This window comes from Nonomuraea sp. NPDC051298, assembly GCF_055586305.1.
The window spans coordinates 1-25,621 of the sequence record NZ_JBVJIM010000010.1 but is presented as its reverse complement, the minus strand read 5'-3'; the positions used below and the strand labels follow the sequence as shown (position 1 = coordinate 25,621).

Sequence of the window (25,621 nt, the reverse complement as noted above, 5' to 3'; positions counted from 1 at the left end):
CTCCCTGACGGGGCGGGAGATCAGCAGCGCGTTCACCCGGTGGTCAGCATCCCACGGGCTCGCCGCCGGAGGGCGCCAGGCCGCTCCCGAGATCCGGACCGGCCGGCGGTCCGCGGGACGGTGCTAGTTGCCGCCGCGGTTCAGCCAGGCGCGGACCGCGCCGCCGTGATAGACGACCAGATAGTCGGCCCTGCCGTCACCGCTGATGTCGGCGAACGTGACGTACTCGCGGGGGTAGTCGGACGCGTGGGCCCAGTCGTAGCGGGGCTCGAAGCTGCCGTTGCCGCCGCCGCCTCTGTTGAGGAAGGCGTGCACCGCGCCCTCGACGCTGACCTGCAGGTAGTCGGCCGCGCCGTCGCCGTCGCCGTCGGCGAACCTGACGGCCGCCAGCGACGAGCCCTTGGTGCCGCCGGCCCAGTTGAGCAACAGTTGCCAGTACTCGGGCTCCACGTTGCCGTTGCCCCCGCCGCCCTCGGGATTCCACAGGTTCCGGTACACGTGGACCGCGCCCTCCGCGCCGACCCGCAGGATGTCGTCGCGCCCGTCCCCGGTGACGTCGGCGAAGCGGATGTTGGCCCGGTTGAACGACTCCTCGTCGAAGGCGATCCCCTTGTAGACGAGTTCGAGCCGGTCACCCGTCCCGGGGAGGTTGAGGTAGGCCCGTACCTGGCTGTCGGAGCCGACTACGAGGTAGTCGTCGCGCCCGTCCCCGTTGAGGTCGGCGAAGCGCACCTCGTCCCCATGGACGTCGATCTTCTGGCCGCCGTCACCGGGTTGGGCTCCCGGGTCGTATACGCCCACGTCCACCCAGTCGGGGAACCCGGGCGTGCCGACGGTGTTCACCGAGGCGCGGATGCTGCCGTCGTCCCGCACCTGGAGGTAGTCGGCCCGCTTGTCGCCGTTGAGCTCGGCGATGATCGTACGGCCGACGTTGTGACCGTATCCGGGGGCGATCACGCCCAGCTTGCGCCATCCCGGGCCCAGAGCCGTGGTGCCGTCGGACGGAGGGGCGGGGGCTGTGCCGTCCGCCGGGTTGCAACCCATGGGCGGCCCTTCGGCCCCCGGTGCCTGGATCCAGCCCTTGTCGTGGGCCTCCAGCACGCCTCCGAACCAGGCGGCGGCCATCTTGGCGTAGCCGGTGTCCGTCGGGTGTGCGTCGTTCTGCAGTCCGTCGCTGACCAGCACCCGCTTCATGTCCACCAGGAGGACGTGCTTGCCCTCCTGCTGCAGGTCGCGTACCACGCCGGGCAGCGCCGCGTTGTAGGCGTCGATGCGCGGCTGCAACCCGGGCTTGCCGGTCGGGATGAGCTTGGCGACGAGCACCGTGGCAGCCGGTGAGTCGTTCAGCGCCCGGCCGATCAGGGCCCTGATCCTGGCGGGCGCGGACGACAGGTCGAAGCTCTGGTTCATATCGTTGGTACCGGCGTGCAGGGTGATCAGGTTCGGCTGGTACCGCCGCACGGTGCATTCGGCGACGAGTGCGATCTCGTCGATCCGGTCGCCCGGGTGGCCCTCGTTGTCGGAGTCGCTCATCGTGCCCTGCTTCACCGACCCGACGAAGTTGACATCGCGCGCGAGCTTCTTGAGGTGGCCGAACAGTTCGTCGCGGTAGCCGTTCCCGTCGGTGCTCTGCACGCCGAAGGTGATCGAGTCTCCGAGCGGCATCACCCGAAGTCCCTGGTAGATCTGGAGGTCGGAGATCGCCTGGCGGAGGTTGCGGGCGACGTCCTTGATGAACCGGCCCGCGTCCACGCACGCCTGCTTGAAGGTCTCCCACCCGGCGGCCAGCTTCCTGCCCAGCCGGTCGATCTCCTGTCCCAGCCGTTCGATGTGACCGGGGAGCACGTCCTTGGCCCAGTTCTTGACGCCGGCCTCCCAGGCGGCGCCCGTGGCGGCCATGACGATCGCCCCGCCCAGCGTCTTGGCCCACGCCCGAGCGTCCTTCAGGGTGCCGTCGATGGTCTGGATGATCAGGCCTCGCGTCATGCCGCCGACGAAGCCCCCGATGGAGACGCACATCACCGCCGCCTCGGGGAAGAAGCCGATGCAGATGGCCCGCATCACCAGCCCGGTCAGCCCGCCCGCGACCGTGGCCAGCACCTCGGCCCACCACGAGGCGTTCGTGAGCGGCTGGCCGCCGTCGATGCGCATCGCGATGCCGGTGCTCGTCATCGACAGTTGCCCGTGGAAGTCGGGCCAGTTGTCGAAGTCCTCGCCGCCACCCTCCATGCCGTGCGGGTTGGCCTGGAAGTCCTCGCGGAAGGTGTCGCTGAGGCGCGGGTTACGGCTCTGCGTCTCCTCGAGGATCCGGGTCATCTCGTCCCGGTCGTACTGCTCTCCTTCCAGGGTCAGGGTGACGGACTCCGCCGCCACGGCCACGGAGAACTTCCCGGCCGGGCCGCCCGGCACGGCGAACCGCGGCACCGCCGCCGCTGTCACCGGGGGTGTCAGCCCCAGTAACAGCGTCACCACCAAGGACATGATCAAGGCCAGGCGGCCGGTGGTTCTCCGCGTGTTCACGCACACCTCCATGTTCGAACAGTTGCTCATCCCGAAGGCAGGCGAGGACGGCGTGAATGCCCCATTGACACTCGCGGGTGGTGGGAACCGCTCGAAGGCGGGTGGTCCGCCAGCTTCGGTCCACTCGGCGGCAGCCGTCCGAGATCCCCTACTGGACCACGGCCTCGAGGGCCACCTCGATGTTGCCCCGAGTGGCGTTGGAGTACGGGCACACCTGGTGCGTGGCCTTCATCAACTCGTCGGCGGTGGCCTGCTCCAGGCCGGGCAGGTGGGCTGTCAGCGCCACGGCGAGGGCGAAGCCACCGGTCCCCGTCGGGAACAGGCTCACCTTCGACCGCACGGTCGACTCGGACAGTTCGACTCCCGTCCCCTTCGCGACCAGGCGGAGTCCGTTGTGGAAGCAGGCGGCGTATCCGGCGGCGAAGAGCTGCTCCGGGTTGGTCTTGTCGCCGCCGGGGCCGCCCAGTTCCTTCGGGATCGCGAGGGCTTCGTTCAGGACGCCGTCGAGGGACCGGACTTGGCCGTTGCGGCCGTCACCGGTCGACAGGGCCTCGGTGGCGTACAGCTCAGACATGGTGTTTTTCCTTTTCGCGGATGTCAGGGATGACGGTGGGCGGAAGGTCGGGCCGGTGCTTGTTCGGCACTGGCCCGGGGAGAGAGGGGTCGGGGCTGAGCGGTGGTACGGGTCAGCGCACGTTGACCGGGCGCAGCGTGAAGCCGTCGTTCGGCTTGCCGGCCAGCAGGGCGGCCAGGCCGCCGCTGAGCGTGTAGGTCGTGCCATTGGGGCCGGGTGTGATGGAGCTGGTGACTGGGTCGGTGATGGTGTCGGTGACCTTGACGGTGGCGGACTTCCAGTCACGGTCAGGGCGGACCCGTTGCACGATGGCGGCCTTCCCGGTGAGCAGGCCGCTACTGACCACGGCGAGCGACTTGTCCGGCAGGATCCGGATGCCTGCGGTGAGGGCGTTGAGGTTCTTGGAGAGCTTGACCTTGGTGGCCTTCTGGGGGTTGTCGATCGGTACCCGTATCAGGCTGCCGTCGGCTTTGGCGATGATGAGGATGTTGCCGGGTATCCATGTGACGGCGCTCATGCCCACGTTGTTCAGGAAGTTCGGGACGTTCACGTTCCCGGCCAGCAGGTCGTCGCGCAGGAGGACGGAGGCTTGTCCGTTGCGGTCGATGCGGAAGATCGTTGGGGAGAGCTGGTCGACGGCGTATGCTGTGCCGTTCGGTGCGATCGTGACGTCGGCCACGAGGTGCTGTTTGTTGTCGTTGGTGACCTTGTTCAGGTCGGCGTACCAGAGTCGGTGTCCGCTGCCGATGGCGTAGGCGGCGACGCCTGCGACCTTGAATGTGGTGGCGGGGCTGGAGCGGTCGGCTGTTCCGTAGTCCACGTTGCCGGCCAGGATCCGGTTCCTCTTGGTGTCCACCCGTACGGCCTGTACGGACACCAGCTTCTTGTCTTCGATGATGGCGCGTACCTTGCCTTTCTGGTCGACGGAGGAGATGGTGCTGTGCGCCAGCGAACCCGTGACGAACTTCCGGGAGCCGGGGTAGTAGTCCGCGGAGTGGGGGAAGACTCCCGGCCCCTTGGCCTCGATGACGGGCGCCGTCTGACGGGTTTGGCTGGCGGTGGCGTGCTGGTCAGTAGTGGCGAGGGCGCCGGTGGTGCCGGCCAGCGTGGTGCCGAGGACCGTCATGGCGGTGAGGGCGGCGGCGGCCGCGAGATGCTTCGGCTTCATGGGACGTTCTTCCTTGTTGAAGGCGATGTCCGGCCTGGTGCGCGCCGGGCATCGGCGGGGTTGCCGTGTCCAAGTGGGGTCGGGTCGAGCAGTAGCCGGTGCCGTGTCAGGTTCCGGCTTGCGCTGATGTGCTGTTCCGGAACCGGCACTGCGTACGGAGCCGGTACCGCGTTCTGCTCGTGGCGTCGAGTTTGCTGCCGTCGGCTGTTCGTAGCCTGCCCCTGGCGGGGTCAGGCTGCCTGTCGTTCCGGTGCTCGATAATTTGGTTCATGAGCACGAAGACGGGGTTGGGGGAGTTCCTGCGGATGCGCCGGTCGCAGTTGCAGCCGGCGGATGTGGGGCTTCGGGATTTCGGGGAGCGTCGTCGTGTGCCGGGGTTGCGCCGTGACGAGTTGGCGCAGCTCGCCGGGGTGGGCCTGTCCTACTACACGCGTCTGGAGCAGGGGCTCTCGCTCAACGCGTCGCCGGAGGTGCTGGACGCGCTGGCTCGTGCGCTCGGTCTTGACGAGGTGGAGCGGGCCCACCTGCACGACCTGGCCGGTGCCTCGCGCCGTACCGGCACCCGGCGCAGGCCGGTGCCGGAGCGAGCGGGAGCCATGACCCAGCAGTTGCTCGCCGCGTTCGGTGACGCGCCCGCGGTCGTGCTCGGCCGCCGCAGCGACGTACTGGCCTGGAACCGTACGGGACACGCACTGTTCGCCGGGCACCTGGACCCGGACATCCCCGATCAGCCCGACCAGCGTCCGAACACGGCCCGGCTGGTCTTCCTGGACGCGCACACGCGCGACCTGTACGTGGAGGACTGGCCGAAGAAGGCCAGGGACGTGGTGGGGAAACTACGGCTCGCCGCCGGGCAGCATCCGGACGACCCCCGGATGGCCGCGCTGATCGGCGAACTGACCATGAAGAGCCCGGAGTTCGCCAGCATGTGGTCCGAGCACCGGGTCAGGAAGTGGGACCTCGCGACCTACCGCATGCACCATCCACTCGTAGGCCGCATGCAGCTCAATCTCCAGACCCTGAACGTCCCGCAGGAGGACGGCCAGCGCATCATCGTGGCGACCGCCGAGGCCGGCACCGGGTCAGCGGCAGCACTGAGCCTTCTCGCCCAGACCGGCACTCCCAGCGCTGTCCGGCCCGTACCCCAGGCAGGGCGGACCGAGACTGCCGGATCCCCGGGATACCAGGCCGGGGAGAGCACTTTGACCGCAGCTCAGGCGTGATGAGGCATTGGCGTCGCCGACCCGACTCACACGTCACCTGATCCAGAAGAGACACGCCTCATCGGCCCTGTTGAGGACCGCTGTGGCATAGAACCGTCTCCACGCTTTCTGGGATTGACAGGGGCGACCTGCCCGTGTGTCGGGTTCCTTCGGTCTCGTCATCGATCTCACGTAGAGCGCGGTGACAAGGGTCTCCGGGGCGGACCGCTTCTACTCGACACATATCGAGGTCATCTCGCATGAAAGATCGCGAACGCGAGTGGGGCGCTGCTGGGCCTTCGTGTGCGGCAGTGGTCAGCCTTGTCGGCGGAAGTCCAGCATGTAGAAGACCTTGTCGTAGCGGTGTTCGTCGACGGCGACGAAACCGGGCAGACGGCCATATTCGGTGAAGCCCAGCGACCGGTAGAGGTGCAGGGCATTGGTGTTGTCGCCACGGGCGTCCAGGGTGAGGACCTCAATACCAGCCTCCCGTGCGTCAGCGATCAAAGCAGCGGTCAGCGCCCGACCGACCCCACGACCATGGGCGGCAGCATCTACCGCGATCTTCTCCAGGTCGGCGTGTGGCCGGTGGGTCGGTCGGCCGTAGCGGAGCCAGTACCCCAACCCGACAAGCCGATGGTCGAGGTATGCGACACGCAGAGCCGCATCCCCGGCCTGCACCGCAGAGACGACGTGGCCAAGAAGCTCCGCCACCTCATCCAGCGTGGGTGGTTCCACCCAGCCCAGCGCGGCGCCTCCACTGACCAGGTCTGCCAGGATCTGGTGGGCCGACTCCGCAAACCGGACCTTCAGCTCCGGATCGGAAGTCAGCTTCATGGCGTCAAGGATGGCGAGCTCAGTGGTCACTCCGCTGGTCATGGCAGGATCCATGACGGGCAGCCTAGCCAGCCCAAGGCCCAGCCGAGACCCCGCGATCCAGCCTCGGCTGCGGACAATCCATTACTGACCCACGCTTCTAGCGGTGCTCCTGTCTCAGCCACTCGGCCACCGTACGGATGACGGAGTCCTGCCACTCCTGGCTCTGTGGGTTCGGATAGTGCGGGTCGTCGTGCACGGCGAAGCCGTGCTGTGCACCCTCGATCTCGACCAGTTGGCACGGTGCCCGGAACTGCGAGACGGCTGCCCTGAACGACACGCCCAACTACCGCTGCCGCTTCCCCGAGGAGTACGCCCTGGCCAACCACATCATGCATCCCCGCAACGTCTATCTGCGAGAAGACCGTGTCGTCCTGCGACTGGACCGCTGGCTCGGCCGACTGTTCGCGCCGCACAACGTCGATCAGACTCTCGACGTTCTGGCGGCAGCGCAGGATCTGGTCCCGCCGGAGGCCCAAGCCTTCGCCGTGGCACGCCGTCAGATCGCCGAGTGCGATCGCAAGCTCGCCCAGCATCGGGCCGCCCTTGAGGCGAGCGCTGCCCCGGCTCTGGTCGCCGGGCGGATCCAGGCAGAGCCCGTCCGTGGGAACGCGGCCGAAGGCAACTCGTCCGCGTTGGTTGGTCTCAGAAGAGCGACCGCCCCCACACCTAGCCAGAGCGTTAGGCTCGGCCACTGCCCAGTACCGTGTCGATCAGGGCCTCCGCCGCCCCTGGATCGCCGGCGAGCCGCCCGGCCTCGCGAATCTGCTCCTCGTCCAGGGCCCCGGCCGTCACCAACTGGATCGCCTCGTGGATGCCGTTTCCATCGCCGTGCGCGAGCATGACGAAGAACCAGCGCACCGCCTGCACCGGGTCCGGCGCGGTGCCGAATCCGTCGCGGTACCAGCAGGCGGCGGCATTCATCGCCCCTGTATGCCCGCGCTCGGCAGCCCAGACGTACCAGCCCAGCGCTTCCTCGTCCCGGTCCAGCGCCGACAGTCGGTCGGCGAGCACGACACCGGCGACGACGATCCCCTCCCGCGCGGCAGCCTCGAGCAGTCGTAGGGACTCGTCGGGGTCGTCAATCAGTTGTGCAAGGTTGAACCGGCCGTAGGCGTCCCCGGCCTCGGCGGCCGCCCGGAAAAGCTCGGCGGCACGCTCGTGGTCCTCTTCGACACCGAGGCCCATCACCAGCATGTGCCCGTAGGTGCGCTGCCCGGCCGGGAGTCCGGCCTCGGCCGCTGCGCGGGCGTACGATACAGCCAAGGGCAGGGCCGACTCGCTGAAATACTCCAGATAGATCCCGGCGAGCAGCGCGGCGGCCTCCGCTGACCCGCCGTCCGCCAGCGGTACGAGCTCGGGGGTAACGCGGGCCGCCAGCTCGGCGCCCTCCGCACTGCCCTCCATGGCGGCCCGGACGAAGGCGTGCCCCGCAGCTACCCAGTCCCCGACTTCGACGGCTCTTCGTCCCTCGTCCAGATGCATGCAAGGACTCTAGCTAGCAGAGGTGAGGGCTCAGAGCACTCAAAGCAGCCGTGAACGCCCCAGCGGGCGGCGGAGCCGGAGCGTAGCTACCGGTGTTGACCCCGAGATAGCCCAACCTCTCCGCACGCCTGGCGCTGTGGCGACCATCAGGGTCAGTGTCCGGCCCGGCTCCCTGTGTATCTCGGTGACCTCGTGATAGAGATCGCGAGGGAGATCGTTGGTGTCGCCGGGCCGATGGGCTGCCTTGGTCACATCCACGCTGCCGTCGATGAGGGTGTTTCGGTGCTCGGTATACCCTCCGGCCAACACCTGCGCCACGAACGGCCAAGGATGACTATGTGGCTGCGGAGCGTTGTTGCCGCGAAGATCCGGCTCGAACCATATGTTGATCCTCCGGAGAGTCCCTGCGGGATGCTCACGAAGCGTTGGTTCGGCTTTGTACGGCCGGAGCGTCTGCTCGTCGGGGACGAGAGTCCAGCCCTGAGGATCCACAAAGCGTTCCAAGGTGAGGGCACCCAACTCTGGTGCATGGGCCGCGATGCCTGTACGGCGAACTCGGCCTGCGTCTGACCTGTGAACGGCCAGAAACGCAGTGATCGCCCAAGCTGAGCTTGGACGATCATGTACGAAAGCGTGTCCGAGGGGGGACTTGAACCCCCATGCCCATCACTGGGCACTAGCACCTCAAGCTAGCGCGTCTGCCTATTCCGCCACCCGGACGTGGTGCCTGCACGTGGGACCGTCATCCCGCGTCGGCTCAGTAAGGTTAGCAAACTCTGAGGAGTGCGTCATACCAAGAAATCCGTGCTCGGTCGGCGAGCCGTTCTGACGTCCGGGGGATGGGGGTGGCGGGGGCTTCTGATGGGGGTTTCGTGGGGCGGAGGGGGGTGGATGCGGTGGTTGGGGGTGGTTTGGTGGGTGGGGAGTTGGTGAATTTCTGGGTCTCGGGTGAAAAGCTCTTGCGGCAACCTTGGGTGGTGCTACGGTTACGGACCGTTGAGGGGTGAGTCCACGGACCGGCCTCATGATGTGGGGCCGGTTCTGGACTCTTGAGGAGGGCGCATGGCGTGCGAGGCGGTACGACGGCTGAGGGCTACGGCCCGTGCTGTCTGCCGCCCGCGCGTGACCTTCCCGGCGCAGGGCGTGACCACCGATCGGGCCGTCCGGATGGCGCGGTTCGCGGCCGGTGCCCGTCGGGTCGTCGTGCGAGCTGTCACGATCGGCGCCCTGGTGGCCGCCGGGTGGTTGCTCGCGGTTCTGTTCGGCATGCTCACCGCCGCTCCGGCGGCCGCGGATTCCACCGCGGCGACAGGCGCGGCGGTAGACGGCATGGCGGCGGAGGCGGCCGGGTCGTCCGAGTCCGGGGTCGTCGCACACGAGTCCTCCGCATCACCATCCGATCACGCCATGAAGTCTGATGGCGCCCAGGCTGTAACCGGTAGTCCCGTGGTGTCCGGCGGTGCCGGGGCCGGTCGGGGCGTGGCGGTCGACAACGCTGAGGCCATGGCGGGGCGTACGGTCGACGGCCTCAACAGCCAGCGGGATCCTGGCCTGCCAACACCTTCCAGCGCAGGAAAGATCCTGGACACCAATGGTCTGGTGCCCAATGGCGGTGGCAACGGGCCGTTCGGGTCCGCGGCCGGGGACGTCGCGAGGTCCGTGTTCGACCCGCGGCTCCAGGCCGGGCGGGCCCCTCTGGCGCGTCTGCTTCCCCCGGTCGTCCGCACAGCGGCGGACGACCCATCGTTCTCACCTGACTGATCCCCGCGCGCACGCCGGCCGGGGCCGACCGAAGTACACCGAAGTGCGAAGTACGACGGCGGCTCACTCATCCTGAGCTCGGAGTCCTAGCAGGTTCTGAGCCCCAAGCCAGGTCGGTGGCGCATTTCAAGCCAGCGGCGGAGTGTGGTCTGAGCCCCTCCGCCCGCGGGTGAACACGTCAGTTCGGTTGGTTCGCGAGCCTCGAGGTCTCCGCTGTTGGTGAGACCTCAAGACATCACGCGAATGTCATCAAGCGAATGACATCGCGCGAGCGGCGGCGCACGTACGACATCACGCGAGCGACTTCACGCGGTGGCGTCGTGCGCGGCGAGATCGTGTGAAATCTCACGACATCACGTGAGATCGCGTGACGTCTCCTGTGACGTCTCCTGTGACATCTCCAACGGCCTCGGGCTGTCCGCGAACCGTTCAGGTAATCCCCCCAAGAACCAGTAGGAGCATTCATCATGCGTACGTGGGCGAAGGCAACGAGCCCCGCGGCCCTGCTCGCCGTGGCCGTCATGTCGTTCGGCGGCACCGGTACCGCGCTGGCCGACACCTCCGGCGACGGGTCCGTCGGCGGCGGCAACCAGGTCGACCTGCCGATCTCCCTGCCGATCGACATCAGCGGCAACGCCATCGCAGGCGCGGGCAAGTCGGAGGCGACCTCCCAGGGCGGCGCCGAGGTCGTGAACTCGGGCCGTCCCGGCATCCCCAACAGGACCTCGGGCAACGGCAGCGTGCTCGGCGGCAACCAGGTGAACGCGCCGATCAGCGCCCCGATCAACGCCTGCGGCAACGCCGTCTCCCTTTTCGGCAAGTCGGACGCGGGCTGCAAGGGCGGGGCGACCGTCCGTACCCAGGGCAAGGGCGGCGCGGGAGGCAACCACACGTCGGGCAACGGCAGCGTGCTCGGCGGCAACCAGATCACCGCGCCCATCAGCGCCCCGATCAACGCCTGCGGCAACGCGGTGGCGATCTTCGGTGACGCGACGGCGGGCTGCAAGGGCGGGGCGACCGTCCACAACACCGGTGTGGGCGCGGGCGGCAACCGTACGTCCGGCAACGGGTCCGTGCTGGGCGGCAACCAGGTCATAGCGCCGATCAGCGCGCCGATCGACATCTGCGGCAACTCGGTGGCCGTGCTGGGACGGGCGTTCTCCGGCTGCCAGGGCGGCTCGTCCGTCACGAACGACGGCGGCTCCGGCCCTCGCTACCACGCGCGGCACGTGACCGCGGGCTCGACGGGCAACGACACCGACGGGCGCTTCGGCGTCGGCAGCGGCAACCAGGTCGTCGCGCCGATCAGCCTGCCGATCGACGCCTGCGGCAACGCCGTCGGCAACGCGACCGCCGGGTGCCAGGGCGGGGCCAAGGTCTCGCAGCACGGTTCGGGCGGCAACCGTACGTCGGGTGCGGGCGGCGTGCTGAGCGGCAACCAGGCGGTGGCCCCGATCACCGCTCCGATCAACGTCTGCGGCAACGCCGCGGCGGTGCTGGGGCACGCGTTCGCCGGGTGCAAGGGCGGCGCCACCGCGAAGAACCCCGGCAGGAACGCGGGCGGCAACCGTACGTCGGGCGCCGGTGGCGTGCTGGCCGGAAACCAGGTGATCGCGCCCATCACGGCGCCCATCAACGTCTGCGGCAACGCCGCGGCCGTCCTGGGCCGCTCGCAGGCCCACTGCAAGGGCGGCGCGGGCGTCTGGCCGCACCAGGGCGTCGGCGGGGGCGGCAACCGTACGTCGGGCACCGGTGGCGTGCTGAGCGGCAACCAGGTGGTCGCGCCGATCACCGCTCCGATCAACATCTGCGGCAACGCCGCGGCCGTGCTGGGTGACGCCGCCGCCGGGTGCCTGGGTGGCTCGCACGTCGGCAAGCCGGGATACGAGCGGCCCGGCGGGTTCGAGCGCTTCGCCCGCGCCAACACCAAGGTCGCGGCGGCCAAGGGCGGGCTGCTGCCCATCACGCCCGCGCTGCCGCTGCTCGGCGGGGCCGAGGGGGTCGGCGGCAAGGTCGGCGAGGTCGCCCAGCAGGTGCAGGGCCTCGGCAGCACAGGCGACCTGACCAGCCGGCTCCCCGGCGTGGGCAACCTCGGCGAGGTCTCCAAGCAGCTCGACGGCGCCGGGGTGGGCAACGCCACCCACCCTCTGGAGAGCGTCGGTGGTGTCAGTGGTGTCAGCGGCGTCGGGCAGCACCAGCTCCCCGTCGTCCAGGACGTCTCCCAGACGCTCGGCCTGCCGCAGCTCCCCGAGCTGCCCGGGCTGCCCGGCCAGGCGCTGACCCCGGCCCAGCCGAAGCGCACCGCGCTCGCCGCGGCCGACAACCGGCGCCGGACCACCTCGGCCGGCCCGGTGTCCGCGCTCAACCCGGCCACCGACCTGCTCGCCTCCACCCCGGCCGGCGGCGCGGTCTCCTCGGCCGCCCGCAGCCTGCCGGTCGGCGACATCGGCCTCATGAGCGCCGAGCAGCCCGCCGGCGTCACCGGGATGAACTCCGGGTCCCTGCTCGCGCTCGCGCTCGGCGCGATGCTGGCCGCCTCGGCGACGATGTTCGCGACGGCCCGCCGGTTCCGGTTCGGCCGTAAGTAAGGGAATCGGAAAGTACGTAACACGGCACGACTTCTGCTCACAGCCTGTGAGTAGTCAGCACTAGACGCTTTGCCCGTTCCGGGGGCGCGGCCCGGGGCGGGCAAAGTCATGTCCGCGTCAAAGTGTCCTGCGTACTCGCATGATCTTGCGGCGCAGGCGTACGTGCCGGCTGCCGTCGGGGTGGACGCGGACGCGTGCCAGCTCCCACTGACCGTACTCTGCGTGTTCGGTCAGCAGTTGACGTGCTGCTTCGCGAGTGAGGTCGCGCGGAATGAAGATATCCATGTAGGAGTAGTCGAGCACAACGATTAGTCTCCAGGGTGAGTCAGGGCGCCATGCCGCTCGATGGGCCTTATTCTGCGTGCTTGTGGATGGACCCGGAAGCTAGTGGGTAGCCCGGGGGAAGGAAATTTCCGCGAGTCGGGTTACCTTTCAGTCTGTGCCGACTCCCGGCAGGGGGATTTGCAAGCGAACAGTGAGGTAGGAAGCAGCGTGCCAGCCCAGAACGGCAGCACCGGCGGAACACGCCTGGTGATCGTCGAGTCGCCCGCCAAGGCGAAGACGATCAGGGATTACCTCGGTGCTGGCTACATGGTCGAGTCCAGCATCGGACACATCCGCGACCTGCCGGAGAAGGCCGATGACATCCCCGAGAAGTACAAAGGCGCGCCGTGGGCGCGGCTGGGGGTCAATGTCGAGCACGAGTTCGAGCCACTGTACGTCGTCAACCCCGACAAACGATCACAGGTCGCCAAGCTGCGTCAGCTACTGAAGGACGCCGACGAGCTCTACCTGGCCACCGACGAAGACCGCGAGGGCGAGGCCATCGCCTGGCACCTGCGCGAGGTGCTCAAGCCGAAGGTGCCCGTGCACCGGATGGTGTTCCACGAGATCACCCCGCAGGCGATCCGCGACGCCGTGGCCAACCCCCGCGACCTCAACCTGCGCCTCGTGGACGCCCAGGAGACCCGGCGCATCCTCGACCGCCTCTACGGCTACGAGGTCAGCCCCGTGCTGTGGAAGAAGGTCAAGCCGCGGCTGTCGGCCGGCCGGGTGCAGTCCGTGGCCACGCGGCTGGTGGTGGAGCGCGAGCGGGAGCGCATGGCGTTCACGCCCGCCCACTATTGGGACCTGCAGGCGCTGTTCGACACCGACAAGCCCGAGGAGCGGCCGCGCGACTTCACCGCCACGCTCACCGGGGTCGACGGCAAGCGGGTGGCGCAGGGGCGCGACTTCGCCAGCACGGGGCGGCTCAAGAACGCCAACGTGCTGCACCTGTCCGAGGCCGACGCAGGGGCGCTGGCCGGGCGGCTGCGGGGGGTGTCGTTCGCGGTCAAGTCCGTCGAGCGCAAGCCGTACACGCGTAAGCCGTACGCGCCGTTCCGTACGACGACCCTGCAGCAGGAGGCCAGCAGGAAGCTGGGGTTCTCGGCGAAGTACACGATGCAGGTGGCGCAGCGGCTCTACGAGAACGGCTTCATCACCTACATGCGTACCGACAGCATCACGCTGTCGGAGACGGCGGTGGCGGCCGCCCGGTCGCAGGCGATCAAGCTGTACGGCGCCGCGTACGTCCCCGACAAGCCCCGCGTCTACTCCAGCAAGGTCAAGAGCGCCCAGGAGGCGCACGAGGCGATCCGGCCGTCGGGCGAGGAGTTCCGCACGCCGGGCGAGACCGGGCTGTCGGGCGACATGTTCCGGCTGTACGAGCTGATCTGGCAGCGTACGGTGTCGTCCCAGATGAAGGACGCGGTCGGCGAGTCGATCACCGTGAAGGTGGCGGGCAGGTCGTCGGCCGGCGAGGACGTCGAGTTCAGCGCGTCCGGGCGGACGATCACGTTCCACGGGTTCCTGAAGGCGTACGTGGAGGGGGCCGACGATCCGTCGAGCGACCGCGACGACGCCGAGAAGCGGCTGCCGAACCTCGCGGAGGGCGACCCGCTCAGCGCGACGCGGCTCGAGGTGGCCGGTCACTCGACCAAGCCGCCCGCCCGTTACACCGAGGCGTCGCTGGTCAAGGAGCTGGAGGATCGGGAGATCGGGCGGCCTTCGACGTACGCCTCGATCATCGGGACCATCCTCGACCGCGGCTACGTGTTCAAGAAGGGCACGGCGCTGGTGCCGTCGTTCCTGGCCTTCGCCGTGGTCAACCTGCTCGAGCAGCATTTCGGGAACCTGGTCGACTACGACTTCACCGCCGAGATGGAGAAGGTGCTCGACGACATCGCCAACGACCGGGCCGAACGCGTGCCCGAGCTGCAGCGCTTCTACTACGGGACCGACGGCGACGAGGGCCTGAAGGAGATGGTCACCGACCTGGGCGACATCGACGCCAAGGAGATCAGCTCGTTCCCGGTGAAGGACTCCGACATCGTCCTGCGGGTCGGGCGCTACGGCCCCTACCTGGACAGGGACGGCACCCGCGTCAACGTGCCCGAGGACATGACGCCCGACGAGCTGACGGCCGAGAAGGCCGAGGAGCTGCTCTCGCGGCCGACGGGCGACCGGCAGCTCGGGAAGGACCCGGCGACCGGGCACATGATCGTGGCCAAGGACGGGCGCTACGGGCCCTACGTGACGGAGGTCCTGCCCGAGCCGGCCGCCGAGGAGGAGACGCCGAAGCGGCGTACGAAGAAGGCCGATGCGCCGAAGCCGCGTACGAGCTCGCTGTTCAAGTCCATGTCGCTGGACACGATCACGCTGGACGACGCGCTCAAGCTGCTGTCGATCCCGCGGGTCGTGGGCGACCTGGAGGGCGAGGAGGTCGTGGCGCACAACGGGAAGTTCGGGCCGTACCTGAAGAAGGGCACCGACTCGCGCTCCCTCGCCTCCGAGGGCGACCTGCTGACGGTCACGATCGAGCAGGCCAAGGAGCTGTTCGCGCAGCCGAAGCAGCGCGGGCGGGGGCGGGCCGCGGCCGCGGCGCCGCTGCGTGAGCTGGGCGACGACCCCAACTCCAAGAAGCCGGTGGTGGTGAAGGAGGGGCGGTTCGGGCCGTACGTGACAGACGGGGAGACGAACGCCTCGCTGCGCAAGGGCGACACGGTCGAGGAGATCACGATCGAGCGGGCCGCCGAGCTGCTGGCCGAGCGGCGTGAGCGGGCGCCGGCGCCCAAGAAGGCCGCCACCACCACGACCAGGAAGGCGCCCGCGAAGAAGGCCCCGGCGAAGAAGAAGCCGGCCGCGAAGTCGTAGCGCTCCGCAGGGGCGTCTCAGGTCGCTCCACGAGGGCGTTTCAGGTCACAGTCCGGCGGCCGCCGCGGTGCGGTCGCCGGACGTACCATCGGTTGTGTGTTCGTCTTGATCTTCGTGGCCGGGGTCCTGCTGGCGCACTGGTACCTGTGGAGCCGGCTGGTGCGTCACACGACGGCGCCCGGACGCGCGCGCAGGGCCATGACCTGGGGCCTGCTCGTGTTGCTCCTGGTGCTCGTGACGACGTTCGTGGGCACGAGGATGGGGCTGGAGAGCTGGCTGGCCTGGCCGGGTTACGTCTGGCTGGCGCTGATGTTCTACCTCGTGGTCATTCTGGCGGTGCTGGAGATCCCGAGGGCCGTCGTGGCGGCGTTCCTGCGCAGGGGCGAGCGCGGTTCCGAGCCGGTGGTGGTTCCCGAGCCGGTGGTGGTTCCCGAGCCGGTGGTGGTTCCCGAGCCGGTCGGGGTTCCTGAGCCGGTCGGGGCGGCGGCGGGGGCGGCGGCGCCTGACGGTGGTCCGGCCGCGCCCGAGCCCGGGGCCGTCGAGCGGGCCGCGCCCATGAGCAGGCGGCTGTTCCTCGGGCGGACCACCGCGGCCGTCGCGGGGGTGGGCGCTCTGGGGACGGTCGGCTACGGCATGACGAGCGCGCTGGGCGACCCCGTGATCGAGCCGGTCAAGGTCACGCTGCCGAAGCTCGACCCGCGCCTCGGCGGCCTGCGGTTCGCCGTGGTGAGCGACATCCACCTGGGGCCGCTCACGGGCGTCGGGCACACCGAGCGCATCGTCCGTATGATCAACGGGCTCCAGGCCGACGTGGTGGCGATCGTGGGTGACCTGGTGGACGGGTCGGTGGCCCAGCTCGGGGCGCTGGCCCGCCCGCTGCGGCACCTCGAGTCCCGCTACGGGGCCTATTTCGTGACCGGCAACCACGAGTACTTCGCGCCCGAGGGCCCCGGAGAGTGGATCGAGGAGCTGGGCGAGCTGGGCGTACGCTCGTTGCGAAACGAGCGCGTGGAGATCCGGCACCAGGGCGCCGTGCTCGACCTGGCCGGCGTGAACGACGTCGGCGGCGCCCCCAGCGGCGACGGCCCCGACTTCGGCAAGGCGCTTGGCGGGCGCTCCGCCGAAGTCGCGGCCGGCCGCTCGACGGTGCTGCTCGCCCACCAGCCGATCCAGATCGAGGAGGCCGCGCGGCACGGCGTCGACCTGCAGCTCTCCGGGCACACGCACGGTGGTCAGATCGCGCCGTTCAACCTGGTGGTGGGGCTGCAGCAGCCGGTGGTGGCGGGGCTGGCGCGGGTGAACGGCGTGCAGGTTTACGTGACCAGGGGCGCGGGATTCTGGGGCCCGCCGGTACGTGTGGGTGCGCCACCCGAGATCACGATGCTTGAATTGGGTAGCTGACTTTTCGTAATGCGGTAGTCACGGCATGCCATCTTGGCGTAGAGTATCCGACCGGATACCTTACGGAGGTGGGCATTGGTCTCCTCGCCGATGGAGGACACGCTCGGGCAAGAGGTCGCCGTGTGGGCCAGGCGTGGCGGGCTGCTGTTCCGGCAGGCCAGGCATGCCGCCAGCCTCAACCAGAAGGCGCTGGCCAGCGTGAGCGGCACGTCGCGGACGACCTTGTCGGCCTACGAGCACGGCAGGAAGTCGCCTACGCTCGAGACTGCGGGGCGCATCCTCGACGCGGCCGGGTTCCGGTTGGTGCTGGAGGCCAAGATCGAGTGCGTGGCGCACGTGGCCCGCGACGGGCGCGCGTTCCACGTGCCCAGCAGGCTGCCGCGGCTGCCGGTGGCCGGCGCGCTGGGGCTCGTGCGGGTCGGCGAGCGGGTCCACGACCTGGCCGACCGTGACGGGCGGCGGGTCGCCTACACCGCGCTGCTGTGCGAGGGCGACCCCGATGAGCTGCTCGATCACGTCGACGGGGTGCTGCTGATCGACCTGTGGGACGAGCTGGTGCTGCCCGACGAGATCCGCGCCCAGTGGCGGCCATTGGTGGAAGAGGCGCGACAAGAGGCCGGAGTTATGAATTGATGATGTTTTTGGGGGCCTATTCCAGGGGTGTAACCTGCGCCCGGGCCCGTTCCCGTAATACCCTCAGCCACGGGCAGCCGGGAATATCCGGCTCGTCTGATGTCCACCCACTTCTGGTCAACACCTGGATACGCTGAAATCATGACTGTCCTTGGCCGAAGCCGCCCGGCCCACGTGCTGGCCAATGCGCCGTTCCGACGGCTTTGGATGGCCATGTCGGTCTGCAGCCTCGGCGACTGGCTCAACCTGCTGGCGCTGACCGCCCTCGCGGGCAACCTCACCCAGGGTGACTACCGGGTGCAGTCGCTGGCCGTCGGCGGTGTGTTCATCGCCAAGATGTTGCCGGCCGTGCTGCTCGGGCCGCTCGCGGGAGTGTTCGCCGACCGGTTCGACCGGCGCCTGACCATGTTCTCGGCCGACCTGGCCAGGTTCGCGGTGGTGCTGTCGATCCCGTTCGTCAACAGCTACCAGTGGGTGATCATCGCGACCGTCCTGGTCGAGTGCGTCAACCTGTTCTGGGTCCCGGCCAAGGATGCCACGGTGCCCAACCTGGTGCCCAAGGCGCAGCTCGAGTCGGCCAACCAGCTAAACCTGCTGGTCACGTACGGCACCGCGCCCGTCGCCGCCATGCTGTTCGCCGCGCTGTCCGTGGCGGGCGACCTGGTCACCGGCCTGGTGCCGTTCCTGTCGGGCCGTGACGTGACCGGCCTGGCGCTGATCGTCAACGCCTGCGCCTACCTCGTGTCGGCCGTCCTCATCTTCACCCTGCGTGACATCCCCAAGCGCAACGGGCACATCTCCACGCCGTCCGTGCTCAAGCAGGTCGTCGAGGGCTGGCGGTTCGTGGGCGGCAACCGGCTGGTGCGCGGGCTGGTCATCGGCATGCTCGGGGCGTTCGCGGCGGGCGGGGCCGTGGTGGGCGTGGCCAGGATCTACGTGGAGGCGCTGGGCGGCGGCGACGCGGCGTACGGCGTGGTGTTCGGCGCCGTCTTCGTCGGCATGGCGCTGGGCATGTTCTTCGGGCTCAGGCTGCTGCGCGAGCTGTCGCGGCGGCGGCTGTTCGGGCTGGCCATCACGGTCGCGGGCCTGGTGCTGGTCGCCATCGCGCTGGTGCACAACCTGGTGATCGTGGTCATGCTGACCGTGGCGCTGGGGGCCTGCGCGGGCATCGCCTGGATCATCGGCTACACGCTGATCGGGCTGGAGGTCGAAGACGGGCTGCGGGGCCGTACGTTCTCGTTCCTGCAGTCCACCGCGCGGGTGACGTTGCTGCTCGTGGTCGCGGTGGCCAACCCGCTGGCCGCGCTGTTCGGCGTCCACGTGCTGCAGTGGGGCGAGTTCAGCTACCGCTTCGACGGCACCAACCTGGTGCTGATCATCGGCGGGGTGCTCGCGACGGCCGTCGGCGGGCTGGCGCTGCGGCACATGGACGACAGGACGGGCGTCTCCCTGGCGGCCGACCTGCTCGCGGCGGTGCGCGGCGAGCGGTTCCCCGCCGCGGCGGCCGAGCACGTGCCGGGGCTGTTCGTGGCGTTCGAGGGCGGCGAGGGGTCGGGCAAGACCACCCAGTCGCGCATGGCCTCCATCTGGCTGCGCGACCAGGGCTACGACGTGGTGCAGACGCGCGAGCCGGGCTCGACCAAGGTCGGCATGCGGCTGCGGGCCATCCTGCTCGACGCGGCCGAGCGCGGGTTGTCGGCGCGCTCTGAGGCGCTGCTGTACGCCGCCGACCGGGCCGAGCACGTGGAGAAGGTCATCAGGCCGGCCCTCTACCGGGGCTCGATCGTGGTCACCGACCGCTACGTCGACTCCTCGCTGGCCTACCAGGGGGCGGGGCGGGCGCTCGATCCGGAAGACGTGTCCAAGATCAACGCCTGGGCCACCGGCGGGCTGGTGCCGCATCTGACCGTGCTGATCGACACACCGCCCGAGGTGGGCCTGGCCCGGCTGGGCGGGGCGGCCGACCGGATCGAGTCGGAGCCGCTGGAGTTCCACGAGCGGGTACGCAAGGAGTTCCGCGCGCTGGCGGCGGCGGCCCCCGACCGCTACCTGGTGGTCGACGGCACGCAGCCGCAAGACGTGATCACCCGGCAGATCCAGGACCGGATCCGGGAGATCCTGCCCGACCCGGTGCCGCGCGAGTCAGAAGACATCACGGGCACGATGCCCGCGATCCGCGACTAGCCGCACCACCGGCGCCTCCTGTCGCAGAGACCCCACCGGAACGCGGTGAAACGCGGCTAGCCTTGCACCGTGACGGTTTTCGATGACCTCGTGGGGCAGGACCAGGCGACAGCCGTGCTGTCGCGGGCCGCGGCGGCGGCCGGGGAGGTCGTCGCGGGCGGGCGCGGCGCCGGCATGACGCACGCCTGGCTGTTCACCGGCCCGCCCGGCTCCGGGCGGGAAGAAGCCGCCCGCGCCTTCGCCGCCGCGCTGCTGTGCCCCGACGGTGGCTGTGGTCACTGCGACCAGTGCCACCAGGTGCTCATCGGCTCACACCCCGACCTGGAGTCCGTACGTCCCCAAGGGCTGTCCTACAGCGTCAAGCAGACGCGTGAGCTGATCCTGCGCGCGGCCGGGGCACCGACGCAGGGGCGGTGGCGGGTCATCCTGTTCGAGGACGCCGACCGGGCCACGGAATCCGCCGCCAACGCCCTGCTCAAGGCCATCGAGGAGCCGCCGCCGCGGACGGTGTGGCTGTTGTGCGCGCCCGCCCCCGACGACCTGATGATCACCATCAGGTCCCGCTGCCGCCTGGTCAACCTGACCACGCCCGCCACCGACGCCGTCGCGCACGTGCTGGCCACGCGTGACAGCGTTCCGATGGAGACCGCCAGGTTCGCGGCCCGAGCCGCCCAGGGGCACATCAGCCGGGCCCGCGCCCTGGCTCTCGACGAGGGAGTCAGGCGGCGGCGGGAGGCGGTGCTGAGCATCCCGCGTTCGCTGACCGGCGTCGGGGAGTGCATCTCGGCGGCCGAACGGCTGGTGAAGACGGCCGAGGAGGAGGCCGCCGCCGCCACGGCCACGCTCAACGAGAGCGAGACGTCGGAGCTGCGCAAGCTGTACGGCGAGGGGTCCACCGGCAAGGGGCTCAACCGCGGGCTGGTACGCGGCGGGGCCGGGGCGCTGAAAGAGCTGGAGGACCGGCAGAAGTCGCGGGCCACCCGGATCAAGCGCGACTCGCTGGACGCGGCGTTGCTGGAGCTGGTGTCGTTCTATCGGGACGTGCTGACGATGCAGTTCGGGGCGGCCGGGGTCGAGCTGGCCAACGACGACCTCCGCTTCGATCTGGACCAGTTGGCCAAGTCGTCCACGCCCGAGGAGACGTTGCGCAGGATCGACGAGATCATGCTGTGCAGGGAGCGGCTGGCGGCGAACGTCAATCCGCAGATGGCCGTCGAGGCGATGATGCTGGCGCTGCGGCCCTGAGGCGCTGCTCTGGCGGCGGCCCTCGATCTGGGCGTTGACCAGGCCCTTCGTGGGTGGCGGAAGATAATCGGGTGGCCCGAGCAGCAGACGGGCCCGTCAGGCGTCTCTGTTACGTGGAAGTCGAACTACTCACCCAGCGAGAAGGTCTCGCGCGCCAACGTGTCGATGTTGCGTCGATCTTCGCCGAGCACCATGTGGGTCTCGTCAGGCTGGCCCTCATCATGGTCGGCGATCAGGCGAGCGCCGAGGACGTCGTACAGGAGGCGTTCGCGCGGGCGCATGCCGGCTGGGGAAAGTTACGCGATGCCGACAAGGCTCTGGCCTATGTGCGTTCCGCGGTGCTCAACGGGTGCCGGTCGGTGCTGCGCAGGCGGGCGACCGTGTTCCGGCGGGCGGTGCCGTACGAACCGCCTGTCTGGTCGGCGGAGAGCGCCGCGCTGCTGGGCGAGGAGCGGCGGGAGATCCTGCTCGCGCTGCACCGGCTGCCGCGCAGACAGCGGGAGGCGCTGACGCTGCGCTACTACTTCGACCTCAGCGACCAGGAGATCGCCGAGGCGATGCGGGTCGGCGCGAGCACGGTCAGGTCCACGATCACCCGAGGGCTGGCGGCCCTCGGCCGGATGCTTGGGGAGGATTCATGAACAGCCCTGTGGAAGACAGGCTCAGGGAGGCCCTTGGTGGCGCGGGGGCGACGGTGGACTCCGGCACGCTGCGTCCGCTGCGGGCGCAGGAACGGCGGGGGGTCCGGATGAACCTGCGGCTGGTGACCGCGGCGACGGCGGTGGTGCTCGCGGGCGCCACGACCTTCGCCGTGGTGGCTGCCGAGGGTGGCGACGTGGATGGCGCGGTGGCGATGAGCCCGTCCTCGGTGCTGGACGAAGACGCCGAAATGGCCGTCTTCCTCTGTTTGAAGGCGGACTCGGAGGAAGTGGCGACGGAGGGAGCGGACCCGACGGAAGCGCCTCCCCAGAGAGAAAGGTGCAAGGGGAGCGTCACTCCTGAGGAGGTCGAGGCGATCGAGCGCAAGCTGAAGGCGTTCCCTCAGGTCCGGGACGTTTACCTGGTGGATCAGGCGAACGCCTACGAAGACCTCAAGAAGACCTTCGCGCACAATCAGGCGGTGCTGGACGAGGTGCAGATCATCGATCTGCCGCAGTCGTTCAGGGTGACGTTCGAGAAGGGCGCTGACAGGAAGGGGGTGTCGCGAGACCTGGTGCCGGTGGCCGGGATCTGGGAAGTCATGGATCACGCCATAGTAGGACCAGAGGTGCAGACCGCGGCCGAGCTCAAGTGGGGGATCAGTGTCTTCCTGTGTAAAGAGGGATCGGCCATGCCTGCCTGCGGTGGAAGCATGAGCGGGAAGGGCCTCGACGCCAAGGCGACGAAGGAGGGGAAGGGGGCGACGGCTGCCGAGAAGAAGGCCCTCGAAGAGCTGATCAGGAAGACGCCCGGGGTCGACCAGGCCGTCTTCGAGACCGAGGCGGAGGCCTACCAGAACTTCCGGGAGCAGTTCAAGGACAACAACCCGGCACTTGTGAAGGCGACCAAGGTGGAGGACATGCCGGAAGCCTTCAAGATCAAACTGAAGCAGCAGTCCTCGTCGCGGGACGTCATCAAGAAGCTGCGGAAGCAGCCAGGGGTGGCCCAGGTCGTTGACCAGTCGTGCATGGCCGACGAATTGGCGCTGATGGCCAAGTTCGGGGTGGTCCTGCCGGACGGCAAGATCTGCCCCGTCGGCGACTGATCCGGCGAACATCCGCCCGCTCACCCCTGACTCCTGGCGCGCGGACGCACGTAATGTGTGAACGGAGGCCGCAAGTAATCCCCTAGGCCGCGTCAGGAGGCGAGCTCGAGCTCATGGGAATGATCATGGCCGTGAGCTTCACCCGCTACGGGAGGCTCTACTACCTCGATCCCGGCGGGCACAGCCCCAAGGTGGGCGACAAGGTGCTCGTACCGACGGACTCGGGTCCCGAGGTGGCGGAGTGCGTGTGGGCGCCGCAGTACACGAGCGAGGACATCGACGGGCTGCCGGTGTGCGCGGGGCCGGCCGAGGAGGAGCACCTGGCCCGCGACGAGTCGAACAAACGTCGCCGGGCCGAGGCCCGCAGCGTGTCCAAACGGTTGATCAAGCGGCACACGCTGCCGATGAAGGTCGTCGGCATCGACTACCTCGACCACGACAACGTGTACACCGTCTACTTCTCGGCGCCGCACCGGGTGGACTTCCGCGCCCTGGTGCGCGACCTGGCCCGTAACCTCCGGGCCAGGGTCGAGTTGCGGCAGATCGGGCCCAGGGACGAGGCGCGGCTCCAGGGCGGCATCGGCCCCTGCGGCCGCGACCTGTGCTGCGCCACGTTCCTGAAGGACTTCGAACCGGTCTCCGTACGCATGGCCAAGGACCAGGACCTGCCGGTCAACCCGCTGCGGATCGCGGGGGCATGCGGGCGGCTGATGTGCTGCCTGAAGTACGAGCACCCGCTGTACCAGGAGTTCCGCGCCTCCGCACCCCGGGTCGGGGCCCCCGTGGAGACTCCCCAGGGGGCCGGGACGGTGGTGGGGCACAACGTTCCTTCCGACTCCGTGGTGGTGCGGCTCAACGATGGGGGGCGACGGTGCGCCTGCTCCAGGGCGAGTGTGTGCGGGCCGAGGAAGGCGTACGACTCGGCGTACGAGGGGGGTGCGCCTGGCGCGCCTGGCACGCCTGGCGCGCGGACCGGTGGCGGGGACACGGATTAGCGACTGCCTTCCGTCTGCCTTTCCGTCCACCTTTCCGTCCACAGGGCACGGGTAGCGCGAGGGGAACCGCGTCGAGTCCCGGGTGGGGTCGTTCTGTCCGGGCATCGGGTGATCGGGAGGAGCGAGAACCCCTCGGGCTCCTGTAGACTCGTTCACGCTGCACGGCAGATGCCGCCTTAGCTCAGTCGGCCAGAGCACTTCACTCGTAATGAAGGGGTCTGGGGTTCGAATCCCCAAGGCGGCTCCAGGTCAAAGGCCCCTCGCGATGATCGCGAGGGGCCTTTTGCTAACGCTCTTGCTAACACGCCTTGGTCAGCAGCACCATGATGCGGGTCTGGAGCTGCCGACAACTGCCTGCCTTCAGTCGCTGGGCTGGCTGCGAAGGATGCCGACAGCAGCCAACGCGGCGAGTGCTATGACAACGGTTGCGAGGATTTCGCGTATCTCATCCGGGTTGTAGCCCACCTGAAAGCTCAGGGTCAGAACGAGAATGATGATCACGAGGGAACGGGATCCTCGTGGGGCGGGTGGGCGTTCAGGGCGCCGATGAGTCATCATGGATGGGGGCTGCCTGCCTCTCGAAGGGGTTGTGGCCCCCGCCGGTCTCTGCTCATGCTTTGGTAGGCGCTGCAGGGGCCGGCGGAGTCTGAGCTGTCAGTCGTCTGACGCGGTTGAAGTTTGGTCGATAACTGCTTCCCCTAGGCGGTGTGCCAGGGCGTTGCGGTCTTGCGGTGTTAGGCGTTGATAGCTCGTCCATACCTCCTCGACTGGCGTCATTGGCTTTCCATTCGCAGCGATCCAGGCGAGGAGGCGGACTCGATCCTGTGGCGAAAGGCTCTGCACCTTCGTCCAAACATCCTCCACGCGGAGCAGCGTTAGTGACCGTCGGGCCCTCTGTGCATTGCAGTTGGCGCACAAGGTAATGATGTTGTCGGGAGTATCACTCCCGCCAGCAGGTATGGGCACTAGGTGAGCAATTTCCAGAGGAGCGTCCCTCAGGCCGCAGTGGGCGCAGACGAAGCCATCGCGTTCAAAGATCGCTTGGCGGTCCGGACGGTTACGGGTCAAGCGGCTTGTGTGCTTGGTTCGCCGACCAGGCTCCCAAACAGGATCGCCTGCCGCCATGAAGCGCATCTCAGAGGCTCCAAGGCTCGGATCTGACCGTGGGGTTTCGATCTGCCACCCGAAGTCGCGGAGGTCGCGCAAACGTCGACTGACCTGGCTCACGCCAGGGAATGCATCACGTAGCTGCTCGCTCGTAAAAACGTTGCCTTCGCCAACCTCCTGACTTAGCCACAAGGCCGCGCGAACCATGACCCCAAGGCCGTCATGACGCCAGCTCGGAGGGGCTTGAGCGCTATCGGCGTCCATTCTGATCTCCTGAGACATGTACGCGGGTGAACCGCACCAACGAGTTAAAGCGTACACGGATTTGCCTTGCCGCGGCAAGCCGCGGCAAGGCAAATCCGTGTCGAAGTTGCCGCGGCTTGCCGCGAGGGCTGACCGGAGCCTCACCGCTCTTCAGCGAGAGCACATGCGAAGATCTCGGCCGCAGCGGTCTCTGCTGAGCGAATAACGTGGGCATATACGCGTAGGGTGATGGCTGGATCGGCGTGGCCGAGGCGGGCCGCGACGACGTGTACGGGGACGCCGGCCAGGAGCAGCAGGGTCGCGTGTACGTGGCGTAGGTCGTGCAGGCGGATCATCGGTAGTGGGTCGGTGGTGGTCTTGTTATGGGCCTCTATGAGCTTGCGCGGCAGGCCCGTGACGGTCGTGGGGTAGATGGAGCCGCCCCAGGCCGTCGTGAACACGGTGTCGTCGATGCCCTTCCAGGAGTCGCCGACGCGGGCCTTCTCGGCTTCTTGAGCCTTCTGGTGCTCGCGGAGTTCGGTCGCCGTGGTGTCGTCGATGCTGACCACGCGAGTCCTCCCGCTCTTCGTGGTGCCTTCGACACGCGGGTCTGTCCAGTGATCGGCTCTGGCCCACTTTCGGTGGTGACGGACCGCGGTTAGCCGAGCAGGATGCGATGGCGGAGGAGTGCGAAGCCGGC

General features: G+C 68.8%; 21 protein-coding genes and 2 tRNA genes. 12 read left to right on the top strand and 11 right to left on the bottom strand.

Annotation, left to right across the window (positions count from 1 at the left end):
• Positions 1–123: 123 nt before the first annotated feature.
• From ACZ6S0_RS26860 to ACZ6S0_RS26850, 3 genes are all read right to left on the bottom strand, one after another.
• The gene (locus ACZ6S0_RS26860) at positions 124–2,520 is read right to left on the bottom strand and encodes a GDSL-type esterase/lipase family protein (RefSeq protein ID WP_465922078.1); all 2,397 of its coding nucleotides are present in this window, start codon (positions 2,518–2,520) and stop codon (positions 124–126) included.
• A 148-nt stretch (positions 2,521–2,668) separates the two neighbouring features.
• A complete protein-coding gene (locus ACZ6S0_RS26855; RefSeq protein WP_465922077.1) occupies positions 2,669–3,094 on the bottom strand; it encodes an organic hydroperoxide resistance protein in 426 nt (141 codons plus the stop codon).
• A gap of 112 nt (positions 3,095–3,206) precedes the next feature.
• Complete coding sequence (locus tag ACZ6S0_RS26850; protein ID WP_465922076.1) at positions 3,207–4,262, bottom strand: hypothetical protein; 1,056 nt, start codon at positions 4,260–4,262, stop codon at positions 3,207–3,209.
• A gap of 269 nt (positions 4,263–4,531) precedes the next feature.
• Between ACZ6S0_RS26850 and ACZ6S0_RS26845 the strand changes: the two genes are divergently transcribed.
• On the top strand, positions 4,532–5,485 hold the full coding sequence (locus ACZ6S0_RS26845; protein WP_465922075.1) for a helix-turn-helix transcriptional regulator: 954 nt from the start codon (positions 4,532–4,534) through the stop codon (positions 5,483–5,485).
• 294 nt (positions 5,486–5,779) lie between these two features.
• Here the strand turns inward: ACZ6S0_RS26845 and ACZ6S0_RS26840 are convergent, their stop codons facing one another.
• From ACZ6S0_RS26840 to ACZ6S0_RS26825, 4 genes are all read right to left on the bottom strand, one after another.
• The gene (locus ACZ6S0_RS26840) at positions 5,780–6,355 is read right to left on the bottom strand and encodes a GNAT family N-acetyltransferase (RefSeq protein ID WP_465922074.1); all 576 of its coding nucleotides are present in this window, start codon (positions 6,353–6,355) and stop codon (positions 5,780–5,782) included.
• Between the two features lie 85 nt (positions 6,356–6,440).
• Positions 6,441–6,620 (bottom strand): hypothetical protein, encoded by a 180-nt coding sequence (locus ACZ6S0_RS26835; RefSeq protein ID WP_465922073.1) that lies wholly within the window; start codon positions 6,618–6,620, stop codon positions 6,441–6,443.
• A gap of 401 nt (positions 6,621–7,021) precedes the next feature.
• Positions 7,022–7,825, bottom strand: a complete 804-nt coding sequence (locus ACZ6S0_RS26830) for a tetratricopeptide repeat protein (protein WP_465922072.1) — start codon at positions 7,823–7,825, stop codon at positions 7,022–7,024.
• A 634-nt stretch (positions 7,826–8,459) separates the two neighbouring features.
• Positions 8,460–8,545, bottom strand: a tRNA-Leu gene (locus tag ACZ6S0_RS26825).
• 402 nt (positions 8,546–8,947) lie between these two features.
• Here ACZ6S0_RS26825 and ACZ6S0_RS26820 point away from each other — a divergent pair.
• Both ACZ6S0_RS26820 and ACZ6S0_RS26815 read left to right on the top strand, forming a co-directional pair.
• Positions 8,948–9,586: a hypothetical protein gene (locus tag ACZ6S0_RS26820; protein WP_465922071.1), complete on the top strand. Its 639-nt coding sequence runs from the start codon at positions 8,948–8,950 to the stop codon at positions 9,584–9,586.
• A 467-nt stretch (positions 9,587–10,053) separates the two neighbouring features.
• Positions 10,054–12,174 (top strand): chaplin family protein, encoded by a 2,121-nt coding sequence (locus ACZ6S0_RS26815; protein WP_465922070.1) that lies wholly within the window; start codon positions 10,054–10,056, stop codon positions 12,172–12,174.
• 117 nt (positions 12,175–12,291) lie between these two features.
• On the opposite strand, the gene ACZ6S0_RS26810 is transcribed toward ACZ6S0_RS26815, so the two are convergent.
• Positions 12,292–12,477, bottom strand: coding sequence for a DUF5703 family protein (locus ACZ6S0_RS26810; RefSeq protein WP_103957247.1), 186 nt, complete (start codon positions 12,475–12,477; stop codon positions 12,292–12,294).
• A gap of 189 nt (positions 12,478–12,666) precedes the next feature.
• Between ACZ6S0_RS26810 and topA the strand changes: the two genes are divergently transcribed.
• The 9 genes from topA (at position 12,667) to ACZ6S0_RS26765 (ending at position 23,818) form a co-directional block, all read left to right on the top strand.
• Entirely contained in the window at positions 12,667–15,369 is a 2,703-nt protein-coding gene (topA, locus tag ACZ6S0_RS26805) for a type I DNA topoisomerase (protein ID WP_465922069.1), read from the top strand.
• Between the two features lie 96 nt (positions 15,370–15,465).
• Complete coding sequence (locus tag ACZ6S0_RS26800) at positions 15,466–16,770, top strand: metallophosphoesterase (RefSeq protein ID WP_465922068.1); 1,305 nt, start codon at positions 15,466–15,468, stop codon at positions 16,768–16,770.
• A 75-nt stretch (positions 16,771–16,845) separates the two neighbouring features.
• Positions 16,846–17,403 (top strand): helix-turn-helix transcriptional regulator, encoded by a 558-nt coding sequence (locus ACZ6S0_RS26795; RefSeq protein WP_465922067.1) that lies wholly within the window; start codon positions 16,846–16,848, stop codon positions 17,401–17,403.
• A gap of 141 nt (positions 17,404–17,544) precedes the next feature.
• Positions 17,545–19,587, top strand: coding sequence for a dTMP kinase (gene tmk, locus ACZ6S0_RS26790; protein ID WP_465922066.1), 2,043 nt, complete (start codon positions 17,545–17,547; stop codon positions 19,585–19,587).
• A 69-nt stretch (positions 19,588–19,656) separates the two neighbouring features.
• The gene (locus tag ACZ6S0_RS26785; protein ID WP_465922065.1) at positions 19,657–20,832 is read left to right on the top strand and encodes a DNA polymerase III subunit delta'; all 1,176 of its coding nucleotides are present in this window, start codon (positions 19,657–19,659) and stop codon (positions 20,830–20,832) included.
• Positions 20,833–20,945: 113 nt separating this feature from the next.
• Positions 20,946–21,473 (top strand): SigE family RNA polymerase sigma factor, encoded by a 528-nt coding sequence (locus ACZ6S0_RS26780; RefSeq protein WP_465922064.1) that lies wholly within the window; start codon positions 20,946–20,948, stop codon positions 21,471–21,473.
• A complete protein-coding gene (locus ACZ6S0_RS26775; RefSeq protein WP_465922063.1) occupies positions 21,470–22,576 on the top strand; it encodes a permease-like cell division protein FtsX in 1,107 nt (368 codons plus the stop codon). The genes ACZ6S0_RS26780 and ACZ6S0_RS26775 overlap by 4 nt, the downstream gene beginning before the upstream one ends.
• 119 nt (positions 22,577–22,695) lie before the next feature.
• Positions 22,696–23,571 (top strand): PSP1 domain-containing protein, encoded by an 876-nt coding sequence (locus ACZ6S0_RS26770; RefSeq protein ID WP_465922372.1) that lies wholly within the window; start codon positions 22,696–22,698, stop codon positions 23,569–23,571.
• 170 nt (positions 23,572–23,741) lie between these two features.
• A tRNA-Thr gene (locus ACZ6S0_RS26765) sits at positions 23,742–23,818 on the top strand.
• A 113-nt stretch (positions 23,819–23,931) separates the two neighbouring features.
• On the opposite strand, the gene ACZ6S0_RS26760 is transcribed toward ACZ6S0_RS26765, so the two are convergent.
• The 3 genes from ACZ6S0_RS26760 to ACZ6S0_RS26750 all read right to left on the bottom strand — a co-directional run.
• Entirely contained in the window at positions 23,932–24,072 is a 141-nt protein-coding gene (locus ACZ6S0_RS26760; protein ID WP_465922062.1) for a hypothetical protein, read from the bottom strand.
• A gap of 153 nt (positions 24,073–24,225) precedes the next feature.
• Positions 24,226–24,696 carry an HNH endonuclease gene (locus tag ACZ6S0_RS26755; RefSeq protein ID WP_465922371.1) on the bottom strand — a complete coding sequence of 157 codons (471 nt, stop codon included), beginning with the start codon at positions 24,694–24,696 and terminating at the stop codon, positions 24,226–24,228.
• 386 nt (positions 24,697–25,082) lie between these two features.
• Positions 25,083–25,621, bottom strand: a 539-nt coding sequence (locus ACZ6S0_RS26750) for a tyrosine-type recombinase/integrase (protein ID WP_465922061.1), incomplete at its 5' end; no start/stop codon positions are given.

Excerpts from the sequence above, each read along its gene's own strand:
- ACZ6S0_RS26855 (WP_465922077.1), bottom strand. The coding sequence starts at position 3,094 with ATGTCTGAGCTGTACGCCACCGAGGCCCTGTCGACCGGTGACGGCCGC.
- ACZ6S0_RS26850 (WP_465922076.1), bottom strand. The coding sequence starts at position 4,262 with ATGAAGCCGAAGCATCTCGCGGCCGCCGCCGCCCTCACCGCCATGACG.
- ACZ6S0_RS26845 (WP_465922075.1), top strand. The coding sequence starts at position 4,532 with ATGAGCACGAAGACGGGGTTGGGGGAGTTCCTGCGGATGCGCCGGTCG.
- ACZ6S0_RS26840 (WP_465922074.1), bottom strand. The coding sequence starts at position 6,355 with ATGGATCCTGCCATGACCAGCGGAGTGACCACTGAGCTCGCCATCCTT.
- ACZ6S0_RS26830 (WP_465922072.1), bottom strand. The coding sequence starts at position 7,825 with ATGCATCTGGACGAGGGACGAAGAGCCGTCGAAGTCGGGGACTGGGTA.
- ACZ6S0_RS26815 (WP_465922070.1), top strand. The coding sequence starts at position 10,054 with ATGCGTACGTGGGCGAAGGCAACGAGCCCCGCGGCCCTGCTCGCCGTG.
- tmk (WP_465922066.1), top strand. The coding sequence starts at position 17,545 with ATGACTGTCCTTGGCCGAAGCCGCCCGGCCCACGTGCTGGCCAATGCG.
- ACZ6S0_RS26775 (WP_465922063.1), top strand. The coding sequence starts at position 21,470 with ATGAACAGCCCTGTGGAAGACAGGCTCAGGGAGGCCCTTGGTGGCGCG.
- ACZ6S0_RS26770 (WP_465922372.1), top strand. The coding sequence starts at position 22,696 with ATGATCATGGCCGTGAGCTTCACCCGCTACGGGAGGCTCTACTACCTC.
- ACZ6S0_RS26755 (WP_465922371.1), bottom strand. The coding sequence starts at position 24,696 with ATGGCGGCAGGCGATCCTGTTTGGGAGCCTGGTCGGCGAACCAAGCAC.